9 protein-coding genes are annotated in these 16363 nt (G+C 71.4%); 5 read left to right on the top strand and 4 right to left on the bottom strand.

Annotation, left to right across the window (positions count from 1 at the left end; genetic code table 11):
- Positions 1–46: 46 nt before the first annotated feature.
- Complete coding sequence (locus AB0I82_RS08020) at positions 47–1096, bottom strand: ADP-ribosylglycohydrolase family protein (protein ID WP_363256286.1); 1050 nt, start codon at positions 1094–1096, stop codon at positions 47–49.
- 315 nt (positions 1097–1411) lie between these two features.
- Here AB0I82_RS08020 and AB0I82_RS08015 point away from each other — a divergent pair, with 315 nt between their 5' ends.
- The 3 genes from AB0I82_RS08015 to AB0I82_RS08005 all read left to right on the top strand — a co-directional run bounded on the left by AB0I82_RS08015 (position 1412) and on the right by AB0I82_RS08005 (position 8506).
- A complete protein-coding gene (locus AB0I82_RS08015) occupies positions 1412–2143 on the top strand; it encodes a VIT1/CCC1 transporter family protein (RefSeq protein WP_363256901.1) in 732 nt (243 codons plus the stop codon).
- 359 nt (positions 2144–2502) lie between these two features.
- Complete coding sequence (gene gltB, locus AB0I82_RS08010) at positions 2503–7053, top strand: glutamate synthase large subunit (protein ID WP_363256900.1); 4551 nt, start codon at positions 2503–2505, stop codon at positions 7051–7053.
- Entirely contained in the window at positions 7046–8506 is a 1461-nt protein-coding gene (locus tag AB0I82_RS08005) for a glutamate synthase subunit beta (protein WP_363256285.1), read from the top strand. Before gltB ends, AB0I82_RS08005 begins: the two co-directional genes overlap by 8 nt.
- Positions 8507–8619: 113 nt before the next feature.
- Here AB0I82_RS08005 and AB0I82_RS08000 read toward each other — a convergent pair whose 3' ends face one another.
- A complete protein-coding gene (locus AB0I82_RS08000) occupies positions 8620–9093 on the bottom strand; it encodes a PPOX class F420-dependent oxidoreductase (protein ID WP_363256284.1) in 474 nt (157 codons plus the stop codon).
- Positions 9094–9158: 65 nt separating this feature from the next.
- Positions 9159–10061, bottom strand: coding sequence for a hypothetical protein (locus tag AB0I82_RS07995; protein ID WP_363256899.1), 903 nt, complete (start codon positions 10059–10061; stop codon positions 9159–9161).
- A 303-nt stretch (positions 10062–10364) separates the two neighbouring features.
- Between AB0I82_RS07995 and AB0I82_RS07990 the strand changes: the two genes are divergently transcribed.
- Both AB0I82_RS07990 and AB0I82_RS07985 read left to right on the top strand, forming a co-directional pair.
- Positions 10365–11171 carry a serine protease gene (locus tag AB0I82_RS07990; protein ID WP_363256283.1) on the top strand — a complete coding sequence of 269 codons (807 nt, stop codon included), beginning with the start codon at positions 10365–10367 and terminating at the stop codon, positions 11169–11171.
- A 140-nt stretch (positions 11172–11311) separates the two neighbouring features.
- Positions 11312–14392 carry an endo-alpha-N-acetylgalactosaminidase family protein gene (locus tag AB0I82_RS07985; RefSeq protein ID WP_363256282.1) on the top strand — a complete coding sequence of 1027 codons (3081 nt, stop codon included), beginning with the start codon at positions 11312–11314 and terminating at the stop codon, positions 14390–14392.
- Between the two features lie 34 nt (positions 14393–14426).
- On the opposite strand, the gene AB0I82_RS07980 is transcribed toward AB0I82_RS07985, so the two are convergent.
- Positions 14427–16169, bottom strand: coding sequence for a beta-galactosidase family protein (locus AB0I82_RS07980; RefSeq protein WP_363256898.1), 1743 nt, complete (start codon positions 16167–16169; stop codon positions 14427–14429).
- Positions 16170–16363: the final 194 nt, after the last annotated feature.

Raw genomic sequence — 16363 nt, 5'->3', positions numbered from 1 at the left:
AAGGCGCCGAAGGCGCCCACCGCGCCGCCGTCCGGGCCCGAGGCGGTCATGACGTCACCGGGCCCGCGGGTGTCAGGAGGTCCGCGATGTCGAGAACGTGGTAGCCCGCCATCGAGGGGAGGCAGCTGCCGCGCGCCGGGGTGATCACGCGCGCCCAGTCGGCGGGTACGGCGGCGGAGCCGCCCAGCGCTCCGGAGAGGGCGCCGGCGACCGCCGCCGTGGTGTCGGCGTCGCGCCCCATGTTGACGGCGGTGAGGACCGAGGCGGGGAAGTCACCGGCCGCGGCGGCGAACGCGCCGAAGGCCAGCCCGACTGCCTCGGGCGCCAGGTCGGTCCAGGGGTAGCCGCCGATGACGACGGCGGAGCGCACCGCGCGCTCGGTGCCGAGGCGGGTGATGCCGCGGTCCAGCCGGGAGCGCTGGGCCGCGGCGACCGCCCGGCGCAGCGAGCGCGCGGTCCAGGAGTCCTCGGGGACGACGGAGAGCGCGGCGGCGATGACCGCGTCGGTGGTCCGGGCGACCATCGCGGCCGCGACCCCGGCGGCCACGGCCTGGCCGCCGTAGATGCCCTCGCCGTCATGGCTGACCGTGCCGTCCACCGCGACCAGCCGGGCGGCCTCGGCGGGCCGGCCCGCTGCGTGTACGCCGAAGGGCGCGGCCCGCATCGCCAGTCCGTCGCTCCAGGCATGACGGTGCTGGGCGGAAATCGGTGCGGCCAGGCCCCGGCGGAGGTTCTCCAGGGTGCCGCGTTCGCTGAACCCGGCGCCGCGGAAGGGGCCCTCGTCCAGGTCGGCGATCCACTGGTGCCAGGCGGCCTCGACGTGCGCCACGGTGAGCGCCGAGCCGTGTTCGGCCAGCAGCAGGCCGGAGAAGATGGCGTATTCGGTGTCATCGGTGCCTGCCGGGTCCTCCGCGACGAAGCCTTCGATGCGGCCCCAGCGGCGGCGGATCTGTGAGGGCTTCATGTTCTCGGCGGGGGCGCCGAGCGCGTCGCCCACGGCGAGGCCCAGGAGCGCGCCGCGGCCCCGGTCCCGCAGCTCGGCGGGGTGGTCACCCGGGGTGACCGGGAGGGGCGAGGGGGCGTGCGGTGTGCTCATGTGCGTGCCCTTCCGCCGGCCGGTCCGGATGCGTACGCGTCTGAGGGATGGTAGGGCCGGTTTGCCGCGAATAGGGGGACATCCCGCCGGATCGGAGGGATGTCGCACTGGCCGGATCGCGAGGGTTGCCAAACCGTGTGTGTGATCCAGATCTCAGGATGATCGCTTCGGTAAAGCCGCAGGTCAGAGCGGTAAGTACGGCCTTCCTTGCTAGCGCGAAGGGGTGTGAGGCGCCTAACTTCAATGGTGTTGCAGGGGGAAGCGCCGCTCATCGGCCCACACCTCGCGAGGGAGGGAGAGGTCCCTATGTCCGTCATTGATGTCATGGACGCGTCGGCTTCGACGCATGTTGCCCACCGTGACAACCACACGCACCGTGACGTGAACGGCGGCTGGCTGCGGCCGGCCGTATTCGGCGCGATGGACGGCCTGGTGTCGAACCTCGCCCTGATGACGGGTGTGGCCGGCGGTTCGGTCTCGCAGCAGACGATCGTCATCACGGGCCTGGCCGGACTGGCCGCCGGTGCCTTCTCGATGGCCGCGGGCGAGTACACCTCGGTCGCCTCGCAGCGCGAGCTGGTCCAGGCCGAGCTGGACATCGAGCGCCGTGAGCTGCGCAAACACCCCAAGGACGAGCAGGCGGAGCTGGCCGCGCTGTACGAGTCGCGCGGGGTGGAGCCCAGGCTCGCCCGCGAGGTGGCCGCGCAGCTCTCCAAGGACCCGGAGCAGGCGCTGGAGATCCACGCCCGCGAGGAGCTGGGTATTGACCCCTCCGACCTGCCCTCGCCGCTGGTCGCCGCCGCGTCCTCCTTCGGCTCCTTCGCGCTGGGCGCGCTGCTGCCGGTCCTGCCGTACCTGCTGGGCGCCTCCGCGCTGTGGCCCGCCGTGCTGCTCGCACTCCTGGGACTTTTTGCCTGCGGTGCGGTTGTTGCCCGGGTGACGGCACGGTCCTGGTGGTACAGCGGACTGCGCCAGTTGGCCCTCGGCGGCGCAGCCGCGGGTGTGACATACGTCCTGGGCGCACTGTTCGGAACCGCCGTAGGGTGACGCCCTATGCGTGCAGACGCATAATTAACCTGTTACTTCGCGGTTTCAGGTTTGGTACAGCGGGCATATGGCTCTGGCGCCGGAGGCAACGTCGCTTCACGGTGATCCGCGCTGTCGGACGATGATCTGTCCCACCGCGTACTTCGATCCACCGCCAAGTGGGCGGTGTCCGCATGTTGGAAGCCCCTATCCGATTCACGAGATCGGGGTCATCCTGTAACCTGCACGCAAAATTTCGCGGAGGGCCAACGTCGTCCCTCGGCACTGCACATGCCACGACGACGTTGGGAGAGCCGATGCGTTCCGCGTCCACGCACTCCGCGACCACCGGCAGCGCTACCAGCGCCGCCTGGTCGCCCATGGACGGGCGCCCCGCCCAGCAGGGGATGTACGACCCGCGCAACGAGCACGACGCCTGCGGTGTCGGCTTTGTCGCGACCCTCACCGGTGAGGCGAGCCACGCGCTGGTCGAGCAGGCCCTGACCGTCCTGCGGAACCTCGAACACCGCGGCGCCACCGGCTCCGAGCCCGACTCCGGCGACGGCGCGGGCATCCTGCTCCAGATTCCCGACGCCTTCCTGCGCGAGAACGTCACCTTCGAGCTCCCGGAGGCGGGCGCGTACGCCGCGGGCATCGCCTTCCTGCCCGCGGACGCCGAGGACGCGGCCGCCGCCGTCTCGAAGATCGAGACGATCGCGTCCGAAGAGGGTCTGAACGTCCTCGGCTGGCGTGTCGTGCCCGTCGCCCCGCAGCTGCTCGGCAACGGCGCCCGCGCCACCATGCCCGCCTTCTCGCAGCTCTTCGTCGCGGACGGTGCGAACACCGGACTGGCGCTGGACCGCAAGGCGTTCGTGCTGCGCAAGCGCGCCGAGCGCGAGGCCGGCGTGTACTTCCCGTCGCTGTCCGCGCGCACGATCGTGTACAAGGGCATGCTGACCACCGGGCAGCTGGAGCCGTTCTTCCCGGACCTGTCCGACCGCCGCTTCGCCACCGCCATCGCGCTGGTCCACTCGCGGTTCTCCACCAACACCTTCCCGAGCTGGCCGCTGGCCCACCCGTACCGCTTCGTCGCGCACAACGGCGAGATCAACACGGTCAAGGGCAACCGCAACTGGATGCGGGCCCGCGAGTCCCAGCTCGCCTCGAAGCTCTTCGGCGAGTCCACCGAGACGCTGGAGCGCCTGTTCCCCGTCTGCACGCCGGACGCCTCCGACTCCGCGTCCTTCGACGAGGTCCTGGAGCTGCTCCACCTCGGCGGCCGCTCGCTGCCGCACTCCGTGCTGATGATGGTCCCGGAGGCGTGGGAGAACTCCCCCTCCATGGACCCGGCCCGGCGCGCCTTCTACCAGTACCACTCCACGATGATGGAGCCCTGGGACGGCCCGGCCTGTGTCACCTTCACCGACGGCACCCAGGTCGGCGCGGTCCTGGACCGCAACGGCCTGCGCCCCGGCCGCTACTGGGTCACCGACGACGGCCTCGTCGTGCTCTCCTCCGAGGTCGGCGTCCTGGACATCGACCCCTCCAAGGTCGTCCGCAAGGGCCGCCTGCAGCCCGGCCGGATGTTCCTCGTGGACACCGCCGAGCACCGCATCGTCGAGGACGACGAGATCAAGGGCGCCCTCGCCGCCGAGCACCCGTACGCGGAGTGGCTGGAGGCCGGCGAGATCGAGCTGGAGGACCTCCCCGAGCGCGAGCACATCGTGCACACCCACGCCTCGGTCACCCGCCGCCAGCAGACCTTCGGCTACACCGAGGAAGAGCTGCGCGTCCTCCTCGCGCCGATGGCCAAGGCCGGTGCCGAACCCATCGGTTCGATGGGCACGGACTCGCCGATCGCCGCGCTCTCCGAGCGTCCCCGGCTGCTCTTCGACTACTTCACCCAGCTGTTCGCGCAGGTCACCAACCCGCCGCTGGACGCCATCCGCGAGGAGCTGGTCACCTCGCTGATCTCCTCGCTGGGCCCGCAGGGCAACCTCCTGGAGCCGACCGCGGCCTCCTGCCGCAGCGTCACCCTGCCCTTCCCGGTGATCGACAACGATGAGCTGGCCAAGCTCATCCACATCAACGCCGACGGCGACATGCCGGGGATGACGGCCGTCACCCTCTCCGGCCTGTATCGCGTGCACGGCGGCGGCGAGTCCCTCGCGGCCCGCATCGCGGAGATCTGCGCCGAGGCCGAGGCCGCCATCGAGGACGGCGCGCGCCTGATCGTGCTGTCCGACCGGCACTCCGACGCCGAGCACGCGCCGATCCCGTCGCTGCTGCTCACCTCGGCCGTCCACCACCACCTCATCCGTACGAAGCAGCGCACCCAGGTGGGCCTGCTCGTCGAGGCCGGTGACGTCCGCGAGGTGCACCACGTCGCGCTGCTGATCGGCTACGGCGCCGCCGCGGTCAACCCGTACCTGGCCATGGAGTCCGTCGAGGACCTGGTCCGGGCCGGCACCTTCCTGCCCGGCGTCGAGGCCGAGACCGCCATCAAGAACCTGATCAAGGCGCTCGGCAAGGGCGTCCTGAAGGTCATGTCCAAGATGGGCATCTCCACCGTCGCCTCCTACCGCGGCGCGCAGGTCTTCGAAGCCGTCGGCCTGGACGAGGAGTTCGTCGACACCTACTTCCACGGCACCGCCACCAAGATCGGCGGCGCGGGCCTGGACGTCGTCGCCAAGGAGGTCGCCCAGCGGCACGCCAAGGCGTACCCGGCCTCCGGGATCGCCCCGGCGCACCGCGCGCTGGACATCGGCGGCGAGTACCAGTGGCGCCGCGAGGGCGAGCCGCACCTCTTCGACCCGGAGACCGTCTTCCGCCTGCAGCACTCCGCGCGCTCGGGCCGGTACGACATCTTCAAGAAGTACACCGAGCGGGTCAACGAGCAGTCCGAGCGGCTGATGACGCTGCGCGGCCTCTTCGGCTTCAAGTCGGACCGCCCCTCGATCCCGATCGAGGAGGTCGAGCCGGTCAGCGAGATCGTCAAGCGGTTCTCCACCGGCGCCATGTCGTACGGCTCCATCTCGCAGGAGGCGCACGAGACCCTCGCCATCGCCATGAACCAGCTGGGCGGCAAGTCCAACACCGGTGAGGGCGGCGAGGACCCGGAGCGCCTGTACGACCCGGCGCGCCGCTCCTCCATCAAGCAGGTCGCCTCCGGCCGCTTCGGTGTCACGAGCGAGTACCTGGTCAACTCCGACGACATCCAGATCAAGATGGCCCAGGGCGCCAAGCCCGGTGAGGGCGGTCAGCTGCCCGGCCACAAGGTCTACCCGTGGGTCGCCAAGACGCGGCACTCGACGCCGGGCGTGGGCCTGATCTCCCCGCCGCCGCACCACGACATCTACTCCATCGAGGACCTGGCTCAGCTGATCCACGACCTCAAGAACGCGAACCCGCAGGCGCGGATTCACGTGAAGCTGGTCTCCGAGGTCGGCGTCGGCACCGTCGCCGCGGGTGTCTCCAAGGCGCACGCGGACGTCGTCCTGATCTCCGGCCACGACGGCGGTACGGGCGCCTCGCCGCTCACCTCGCTGAAGCACGCCGGTGGCCCCTGGGAGCTCGGCCTCGCCGAGACCCAGCAGACGCTGCTGCTCAACGGCCTGCGCGACCGCATCGTCGTCCAGACCGACGGCCAGCTGAAGACCGGCCGTGACGTCGTGATCGCCGCCCTGCTGGGCGCCGAGGAGTACGGCTTCGCGACCGCCCCGCTGGTGGTCTCCGGCTGCGTCATGATGCGCGTCTGCCACCTGGACACCTGCCCGGTCGGCATCGCCACGCAGAACCCGACGCTGCGCGACCGCTTCAGCGGCAAGGCCGAGTACGTCGTCAACTTCTTCCAGTTCATCGCCGAGGAGGTCCGCGAGCTCCTCGCCGAGCTGGGCTTCCGCAGCCTGGAGGAGGCCGTCGGCCACGCCGAGCTGCTGGACACCACCCAGGCCGTGAACCACTGGAAGGCGCAGGGCCTGGACCTGGCCCCGCTGCTGCACGTGCCCGAGCTGCCCGAGGGCGCCGTCCGCCACCAGATCACCGTGCAGGACCACGGCCTGGAGAAGGCGCTGGACAACCAGCTCATCAAGCTGGCGGCCGACGCGCTCGCCGCGGACACCGCGGAGGAGGCCCAGCCCGTACGGGCGCAGGTCGCCATCCGCAACATCAACCGCACGGTCGGCACCATGCTGGGCCACGAGGTGACGAAGAAGTTCGGTGGCGCGGGCCTGCCCGACGACACCATCGACATCACCTTCACCGGCTCGGCCGGCCAGTCCTTCGGCGCGTTCCTGCCCCGCGGCGTGACGCTGCGCCTGGAGGGCGACGCCAACGACTACGTCGGCAAGGGCCTCTCCGGCGGCCGCGTCATCGTCCGCCCGGACCGCGGCGCCGACCACCTGGCCGAGTACTCCACCATCGCGGGCAACACCCTCGCCTACGGCGCCACCGGCGGCGAGCTCTACCTCCGCGGCCGGGTCGGCGAGCGCTTCTGCGTCCGCAACTCCGGCGCCACGGTGGTCTCCGAGGGCGTGGGCGACCACGGCTGTGAGTACATGACCGGCGGTAACGCGGTCGTGCTCGGTGAGACGGGCCGCAACTTCGCGGCCGGCATGTCCGGCGGTTTCGCCTACGTCATCGACCTGGACAAGGCCAACGTCAACAAGGAGCTCGTCGACGCGGTCCACGACACGCTGGACGAGACCGACAAGCAGTGGCTGCACGACGTGGTGCGCCGCCATCACGAGGAGACCGGCTCCACCGTCGCCGAGAAGCTCCTCGCCGACTGGGATGCCGCGGCCGCGCGCTTCAGCAAGGTCATCCCGCCCACGTACAAGGCAGTGCTCGCCGCCAAGGACGCCGCTGAGCAGGCCGGACTCTCCGAGTCCGCGACCCACGAGAAGATGATGGAGGCGGCGACCAATGGCTGACCCCAAGGGCTTCCTGAACCACGACCGCGAGGTCGCCGAGACCCGTCCCGTCGAGGAGCGGGTCAAGGACTGGAACGAGGTCTACCGGCCCGGCTCCCTGCTGCCGATCATCAGCAAGCAGGCGTCGCGCTGCATGGACTGCGGCATCCCGTTCTGCCACAACGGCTGTCCGCTGGGGAACCTCATCCCCGAGTGGAACGACTACGCGTACCGCAACGACTGGGAGGCCGCGAGCGAGCGGCTGCACGCGACCAACAACTTCCCGGAGTTCACCGGTCGCCTCTGCCCCGCGCCGTGCGAGGCCGCCTGTGTGCTGGGCATCAACCAGCCGCCGGTGACCATCAAGAACGTCGAGGTCTCCATCATCGACAAGGCGTGGGACAACGGGGACGTCACCCCGCAGCCGCCCGAGCGCCTGTCCGGCAAGACCGTCGCCGTCATCGGCTCGGGCCCGGCGGGTCTCGCCGCCGCCCAGCAGCTGACCCGCGCGGGTCACACCGTCGCCGTCTACGAGCGCGCGGACCGTATCGGTGGTCTCCTCCGCTACGGCATCCCCGAGTTCAAGATGGAGAAGCGGCACATCAACCGCCGTATCGAGCAGATGCGCGCGGAGGGCACCAAGTTCCGCACCGAGACGGAGATCGGCCGCGACATCGACGCCGCGAAGCTGCGCCGTCGCTACGACGCCGTCGTGATCGCCGCGGGCTCGACCACCTCCCGCGACCTGCCGGTCCCCGGCCGTGAGCTCAACGGCATCCACTTCGCGATGGAGTACCTGCCGCTGGCCAACAAGGTGCAGGAGGGCGACCTGACGACGCCCCCCATCACCGCCGAGGGCAAGCACGTGGTGGTCATCGGCGGCGGTGACACCGGCGCGGACTGCGTCGGCACGGCCCACCGCCAGGGCGCGGCCTCCGTGACCCAGCTGGAGATCATGCCCAAGCCGGGCGAGGAGCGGAACGAGGGCCAGCCCTGGCCGACGTTCCCGATGCTCTACAAGGTCACCTCCGCGCACGAGGAGGGCGGCGAGCGGATCTACTCCGTGAACACCACCCACTTCGAGGGCGACGAGGACGGCAACGTCCAGGCACTGCACCTGGTCGAGGTGGAGTTCAAGGACGGCAAGCTGGAGCAGAAGCCCGGCACCGAGCGGAAGATCCCCGCCCAGCTGGTCACCCTCGCCATGGGCTTCACCGGCACCGACAAGGAGAACGGCCTCGTCGAGCAGTTCGGCCTGGAGCTGGACGAGCGCGGCAACATCGCGCGCAACGCCGAGTTCGAGACCAACGTCCCCGGCGTCTTCGTCGCCGGTGACGCGGGCCGCGGCCAGTCGCTGATCGTGTGGGCCATCGCCGAGGGCCGCTCCGCGGCCAAGGGCGTGGACCGCTTCCTGACCGGCGCCTCCTCGCTGCCCGCCCCGATCAAGCCGACGGACCGCGCCCTGGCGGTGTGATGCCCGTACGGCCCTGAGTGTCCCGTACAACGGCGTACGGAACAGAGATGCGGCGCCTGCCCCTTCCCCGACCGGTGAGGGCAGGCGCCGCACATGTATTCAGTTGCCGGGGCTCAGCCCTCGTCCTCCACCAGCCGGGCCGGGAAGCCGCCCGTGGCGATCGGACCCCAGCGCCGGGGCGTGATCCGGATGATCGACTTGCCCTGCTTGATCATGGCCGCGCGGTACTCGTCCCAGTCCGGGTGCTCACCGGAGATGTTGCGGAAGTACTCCACCAGCGGCTCGACCGAGTCCGGCGCGTCGAGGACCTCGGCCTCCCCGTCGACCTGCACCCAGGGGCCGTTCCACTCGTCGGAGAGGACGATCAGGCTGACGGACGGCGCGCGGCGCGCATTGCGTACCTTGGCACGCTCCGGGTACGTCGAGATCACGATCCGCCCCGAGTCGTCCACGCCGCAGGTCAACGGCGAGCCCTGAGGGGTGCCGTCGGACCGGCGGGTCAGCAGGATGGCACGGTGCCGGGGCCGGACGAACTCCAGCAGCTCGGGGAGTTCGACCTTCTTGTTCGTCGCGATGGAAGGGCTCATACCGGCGAGCCTAGGCGCTGGAGCGCGCTCGAAGCCTCACCGGCGCGGGCCGCCGCCCGCAGCTCCTACGTGTCGCACTCCAGCTCCGTGCGGCACAGGGCGCAGCGGGCGCGGAGGGGGCCGCGTACGGGGAGCCGGATGCGCTGGTGGCAGACCGGGCACGGGAAGGAGACGCGGAGCGGGCCCGGACCGTCGAAGGCGTAGCCGGCGTCCGGCGGCGGGCCGGGGGAGCGGCGCGGCACCCGCGCGGCGCGCCGGTCCTTCGCGTACCGCCACCGGTCGGCCCGGCCCGCGGCGGCCAGCGGCGGCTGCCGGGTGTCGTGCAGCGCCCGCAGCCGCCCCGCGCGGTAGGCGTCGTACGCCTGCGGGCTGGTGAACCACGGCGCCGGGTCCTCGCCGAAGAACAGCGCCCGCTTGGCGAGGACGTAGCCGAACTCCTCGGGGGTGAGGTAGCCCAGCTTCTGCGAGGACGTGCCGTGCTCGCGGTAGGCGTCCAGCAGCAGCCAGCCCGCGCCGAGGTAGGCGGTCGCGGTGTCGGTGAGGATCTCGTTGGCGTGCGTGCCGGGGAAGGACAGGCCGAGGCGGTGCAGGTAGATGTGCATCACCTCGTGCGCGAGCGCGGCGGCGATGTCCCGGCGGTGGTTGCGGAAGCGGTCGTTGAGCTCGATGAAGTACTCGGGGCCCGCGGTCAGTTCGACGTGCGCCGCGTGCCGCATCCCGCGGAACGAGACGATCATGCGGGCGTCCGGCAGCCGCAGATGCGCCACCATCGCCCGGGCCACCCGCGCCACGCCCAGGTGCAGATCCTCCTCGTCGCCGAACGCCGCGTCGACGGGCGGCACGGCGGTCTCGAAGGTGCGCACGGTGTCGTACGACATCCGTTTGTACAGCGCGGTCACGGCCGCCCGGACCGTCTCCAGATGCGGATAGCCGTGCACGACCTCGCTGCCGGGACGGGTGTCTCCCACTGCCACCCGACCACTGTACGGGCGGCGCTGACCGGACGGTACGGGACGTACTGCCCACGGTGGCAGGGGAATTGAGCGGCTGGACACTCTTGTCACACTTGTCGCGCGTTCCACATAATCACAGGGCGCTTTACGGGCTCGCCCCCACCGGGTCCGGACGCCTTTTCGTGCGCTGCCGTTTTTGCCGCCGGTTCTTTTGCCGGTTCTTGTTCCACGCGGCGGTGGACACCGGGTCCGGTGTTGGCATGAGCCCGTCATTGACAGCCAGTCTTTGGCGCGCAACCCCCCACGAAAGGAAGCCCGTTGAGCTACCTGAAGCACATCAAGAGAGCGACCGCCATCGGAGCCGTGGCACTCGCCGCCGTCAGCCTCCAGCCCGGCACGGCCAGTGCGGAGACCCCCGCCCGGGACGGCGGCGACCGCCCGACGGTCGTCGGCGGCACCCCCGCAAAGCAGGGCGAATTCCCGTTCATGGTGCGGCTGTCGATGGGCTGCGGCGGCGCGCTGTACGCCAAGGACGTCGTACTGACCGCCGCTCACTGCGTGGACGGCAGCGGCCCGAACACCTCGATCACGGCCACCGCCGGCGTCGTGGACCTCAAGGACTCCGCCGCCGTGAAGGTGAAGTCCACCGAGGTCCTGCAGGCTCCGGGCTACGACGGCAAGGGCAAGGACTGGGCGCTGATCAAGCTCGCCAAGCCGATCGATAACCTCCCCACCCTGAAGATCGCCGAGGACGACAAGTTCAACACCGGCGACTTCACGATAGCCGGATGGGGCGCCGACAAGGAGGGCGGCCAGCAGCAGCGGTACCTGCTCAAGGCCGAGGTGCCGTTCATCGACGACGCCACCTGCGAGCAGGCGTACGGCGCCGACCTGACGCCCGGCGAGGAGATCTGCGCCGGCAAGCTGGACACCGGCGGCGTGGACACCTGCCAGGGCGACTCCGGCGGCCCGATGTTCCGCAAGGACGACGCCGGCGAGTGGCTCCAGGTCGGCATCGTCAGCTGGGGCGAGGGCTGCGCGCGGCCGGGCAAGCCCGGCGTGTACACCGAGGTGAGCGCGTTCGCCGCGGACATCAAGAAGGGTGCCGCGCAGCTCGGCGGCTGACCCGTCGCGGGCGGTGCCGCGCGTGGTGGCGCCGCCCGTTAGTCCAACATCTGTCCCTTCTTTGTCCATGGGCGCATCCGTCGCACGCGCAGCACGCTGTCCGGCGACAGCCAGTACCGGTGCGAAGGAGGACCGTGCGCGTGAACGAACCCACAGGTGACGGGCGCAACCCCAGCCGCAGGACCGTCGTCGCCACCACCGCGCTCGCCGCCCTCGGCACCGCGCTGCCCCTCGGCGCCGCGTCCGCGTACGCGGCGCCGAGGGCGGGCGAGGCCGTGCTCCGCTCCGATCAGCTCCAGGTCCGCGTGGACACCGCCTTCCCGCGCGTCCTCGCGTACACCGACACCGGTACCGGCGCCGTGCTGCACGGACAGGCGACGCCGGTCACCCAGGTCGTCATCGACGGCACGCCCCGCACTCCCGAGGTCACCGCGCGGCCCTCCACCGACCGCATCGCCTACACCCTCGCCTTCGACGGCGGCACCGAGATCGGCGTGGAGATCGCGGTCGAGGGCTGGCAGGTCCACTGGCGGGTCACGAGGATCGCCGACACCGCCGCGCTGCGCGTCGGCACCCTGCAGATCCCCGCGCTCGCGCTGCTCAGCGTCCGCAGCGACCAGCCCGGCGCGACGCTCCTCGCGGCCCGGATCGAGCTGGACAAGGCCAAGAGCGGCGACACCCTCGTCCGGGTCACGGACGGCACGCCCGCCGACGCCGCGCCCCTGGGCTGCGCGTACGCCGTGGTCGCCACCGACAAGCTGGCCGCCGCCGTGGAAACCAACACCGTCCACGACAAGCCCTCCGCCACCACGACCTGGGAGAACGGCCGACTCTGGCGGCAGACCGTACAGCGCGACGGCCACGTCGAGGCGCGGCTCGCGTGCGGCCAGTGGACCCACCGCGCGGCCACCGCGCCCGTGGACGCCACCGAACCGCTGCCCTACGCCACCGTGATCCTCACCCGCGACCGCAACGGCGACGGCCGCGTCGACTGGCAGGACGCCGCCATCGCGCTGCGCGACATCATGGTCATGCCGCTCGGCGCGGACGAGCAGCATCTGCGCGTCGTCCCGCACATCCCCTTCAACTTCGCCAGCCAGGCCACCAATCCGTTCCTCGCCACCCTCGACAACGTCAAGCGGATCTCCCTCGCGACGGACGGACTGCGGCAGTTCACGCTGCTGAAGGGGTATCAGTCGGAGGGGCACGATTCGGCGCACCCGGACTACGGCGGCAACTACAACCAGCGCGCGGGCGGCCTGAAGGACCTCAACGCCCTGGTCCGCGCCGGAAAGAAGTGGAACAGCGACTTCGCCGTCCACGTCAACGCCACCGAGTCCTACCCCGTCGCCAACGCCTTCTCCGAGACGCTCGTCGACAAGAACAACGAGCAGTGGGACTGGCTCGACCAGTCCTACCGCATCGACGCCCGCCGCGATCTGGTCTCCGGCGACATCGCAGCGCGCTTCCAGCAGCTCCGCGACGAGACCGACCCGGCCCTGAACATGCTCTACATCGACGTCTTCCGCGAGTCCGGCTGGAACTCCGACCGGCTCCAGCGCCACCTGCGCGACCAGGGGTGGCTGGTGACCACGGAATGGGGGCACGGCCTGGAACGCTCCGCGCTGTGGTCCCACTGGGCGACGGAAGTCGACTACGGACCGGACACCTCCCGGGGCATCAACTCCCGGCTCATTCGCTTCGTCCGGAACCACCACAAGGACGTCTTCGCCGACAAGTGGCCGACCCTGCTGGGCATCCCGCGCACCGGCAACTTCGAGGGCTGGGTCGGCAAGACCGACTGGACCGCTTTCTACCGGCTGATCTGGACGGACAGCCTGCCCGCCAAGTACCTCCAGGCGTACCCCATCAAAACCTGGACCGACCACGAGATCACCTTCGAGGGCCCGACCCGCACGGTCGTCTCCGACGCCGACGGCGGCAAGCGCCGCATCACCACGGACGGCCGCTTGGTCTACGACGACGGGGTGTATCTGCTGCCGTGGGAGCCGCGCCGCGCCACCGATCCGGCGAAGCTGTACCACTACCACCCCAAGGGCGGCACGACGACCTGGACGTTGCCGCGCGGCTGGATGACCGGGACGGTGTACCTGTACCGCCTCACCGACCAGGGCCGCGCCGACGAGAAGCGGCTGCCGGTCAAGGGCGGCAAGGTCACCATCGAGGCCGCGGCCGGCGTCCCGTACGTCGTCCGCAAGGAGCGGGCCGCACCCCAGGAGGACCCCCGCTGGGGCGAGGGCACCGGCCTGGCCGACCCCGGCTTCCACTCCGGCACGCTCGACGGCTGGCAGGTGAGCGGCCCGGCGACGGTCCGCGCGAGCGCGCTGGGCGACTACGAGCTGGTGATCGGCGCGGGTGGCGCGGCGGCCGTCGCCCGCCGCCTGGACCGCCTCGCGCCCGGTACGTACGCGGCATCCGTGCAGGTCGAGGTGGGCGAGAAGGCGGGGCAGCGGCGCCGCGCCGAGCTGACTGTACGCACCGCCGACGGGGTCACCGCGGCCAACTGGACCGAGACCTCCACGGCCGGTAACTACGTCGCCGCCGACCGCAAGCACGGCACCCGCTTCCAGCGGATGTTCACCTACTTCACCGTTCCCGAGGGCGGCGGACCGGTGACGCTGGCCCTGAAGGCGGCGGCCGGACAGGCGCGCGTCCGCTTCGACAACGTACGAGTGGTGGCCGCCTCCCGTACGGAGAAGGACGGCACCCTCGCCTACGAGGACTTCGAGCACGTGCCGCAGGGCTGGGGCGTCTTCGTGAAGGGCGACGCGGGCGGCGCGAACGACCCGCGCACCCACATCGCCCAGCGGCACGCGCCCTACACCCAGCGCGGCTGGAACGGCAAGGCCATCGACGATGTGATCGACGGCGGCCAGTCGCTGAAGTCGCGCGGCGAGAACGGCGGACTGGTCTACCGGACCGTGCCGCACACCGTGCGCTTCGCACCGGGGCGCCGTTACCGGGTCACCTTCCGGTACGAGAACGAGAAGGCGGACCAGTACGCCTGGGTCACGGCGGTGGACGATCCGGCGGCGCGCGAGCTGAGCCGCACCCCGCTCCCCGTCGCCACCGGACCCACCGTCCACTCCTACGAGTTCACCGCGCCGGAGAAGGGCGAGGCGTGGGTGGGGCTGCGGAAGACCGGAGGCGACGGGAAGGCGGAGTTCGTGCTGGACGGGTTCGAGGTCAGGGAGGTGTGAGCCGTTCGGGGGGGGGCGGGCCCGGCGGCACGCTTCAAGGCACCAGCCGCGGTGCCCCCGCCCCCTGGTCGGTCCCCTCAAGCTCCAGTACGAGCACCTCGTTCGGGCCCTCGCGCAGGCACGGGCCCGGTACGTACAGTGCGCGCTGCGGGCCTGCTGACCAGTACCGTCCCAGCGGGAAGCCGCCGATCCATACGAAGCCCCGCGTCCAGCCGGGCAGCTCCAGCAGCGCGTCCCCGACACCGCCGACCGGCACGGTCACGGTTCCGCGATGCAGCCCACGCGCCCCCGCCCCGGGGCCCGCCCCGAAGGCCAACTTCCCCACCGCCCCCGCGTCCTCCAGCGCGTCCAGCCGCAGCCCGCGCGCCCGTACGTCGTGCACGTACTGCCGCTCGTGCAGCACCCCGCCCGTGATGCCCTTCGGCTCGCCCAGCCGCGGCCCGTAGTTGACCCGCCCCAGCGACTCCACCCACAGCTCCGCCTCCGCCGGGCCCGGCACCGGCCCGAGCACGGCCTCCTCGGTGTCCAGTACGGGCCCCGGCACCCCGGCCACGAACGTCACCGCCCGGTCCCGCAACCCCCGGACCCGCAGCTCGTACGGCCCCCGCGGTCCCGGCACCCGTGTCCGGTACCGCACTACCCCGCGGTCCACGTCCAGCTCCTCGAACGTCGGCGGCGCCCCCGACCGCAGCTCGGGACCGCCCAGCCCGTCCAGTACCGCGTCCATCGGCGCCCAGCCCGTCAGCCGCACCTCCGCCGGCGCGGCCAGCACCGGCTGCGGCGCGGGCGGTTCCGGCAGCGGCCCGTCGGCGTACGGCGCCAGCACCTCCCTGAACCGCCAGAACTTCGCCGTCGGCCTGCCCCGCTCGTCGACGGGCGCGTCGTAGTCGTACGACGTCACGGTCGGCAGCAGCGCGCCGTCCTGCAGCGCACCGCCCCGGTTCGCCCCCGCCCAGCCGCCGAAACTCGTCCCGCCGTGCGCCATGTAGATGTTCACCGACGCACCGCACTCCAGGACCTCGCGCAGTGCGTTCGCGGCGTCCTCCGGATCCCGTGCAGCCGCGGCGTCTCCGTCCTCCGGCCCGGCGCTCCAGTGGGAGAACCACCCGCACCAGAACTCCATGCACATCAGCGGCCCGTCCGGCCGGTGGCGGCGCAGCGTCGCGAACGCCTCCCGCGCGCCGGACCCGAAGTTGACCGTCGCGAGCACGCCCGGCACGCTCCCGCCCGTCAGCATGTGGTCCTCCGGGCCGTCGGAGGTGAACAGCGGCACGGTCACGCCGAGCGCGCGCAGCCGGTCGGTGAGATGCGCGAGGTAGGCGGCGTCCGAGCCGTAGGAGCCGTACTCGTTCTCCACCTGGACCATGATCACCGGGCCGCCGCGGTCGCACTGCCGCGCCACCACCTGCGGCAGGACCGCCGCCAGCCACCCGTCCACCGCCCGGAGATACTCCGGATCGCGCGTACGTATCCGCCGCCCCAGCGGCCCGGTCAGCCAGTGCGGCAGCCCGCCGTTCTCCCACTCGGCACAGATGTACGGGCCGGGCCGGACGATCGCCAACAGCCCTGCGCGCCGCACCGCGTCCAGGAACCGGCCGAGCGCCGCCAACTCCCGGAACTCGCCAGGGCGCGGCTCGTGCAGATTCCACGGTACGTACGTCTCCACACAGTTCAGGCCCATCGCCCGCAGCATCGCCAGCCGGTGGTCCCAGTGCCCCTCGTGCACCCGGAAGTAGTGCAGCGCCCCTGACAGGAGCCGTACTGGCCGCCCGTCCAGCGTGAACTCCCGCTCTTCGACGAGGAATTCCCGCCGCCGGTCGGTCCCGTGAGGCGCACTTGTCCGCACGTCACTCGTCTGGCCATCCGCCTTGCTGTCTGCCACGTCGTCCGTCCCGTCGTCCCCGCCCGGCTCGCGTCGGGACCAGCTCACCCCCTGGCGGGGCGGGCGGTCCATGGACAAAGATCGGCGTT

Origin of the sequence: Streptomyces sp. NPDC050315 (assembly GCF_040655775.1) — a bacterium.
In the GTDB taxonomy this organism is placed as follows: Bacteria; Actinomycetota; Actinomycetes; order Streptomycetales; family Streptomycetaceae; genus Streptomyces.
Note: the sequence above shows the minus strand (reverse complement) of the source record. Positions and strands in the feature narration are given on the sequence as shown.

Bases quoted from the DNA above. Each gene is read 5' to 3' on its own strand.
- AB0I82_RS08000 (WP_363256284.1), bottom strand. From the start codon at position 9,093: ATGAGCCCTTCCATCGCGACGAACAAGAAGGTCGAACTCCCCGAGCTG.
- AB0I82_RS08005 (WP_363256285.1), top strand. From the start codon at position 7,046: ATGGCTGACCCCAAGGGCTTCCTGAACCACGACCGCGAGGTCGCCGAG.
- AB0I82_RS08020 (WP_363256286.1), bottom strand. From the start codon at position 1,096: ATGAGCACACCGCACGCCCCCTCGCCCCTCCCGGTCACCCCGGGTGAC.
- gltB (WP_363256900.1), top strand. From the start codon at position 2,503: ATGGACGGGCGCCCCGCCCAGCAGGGGATGTACGACCCGCGCAACGAG.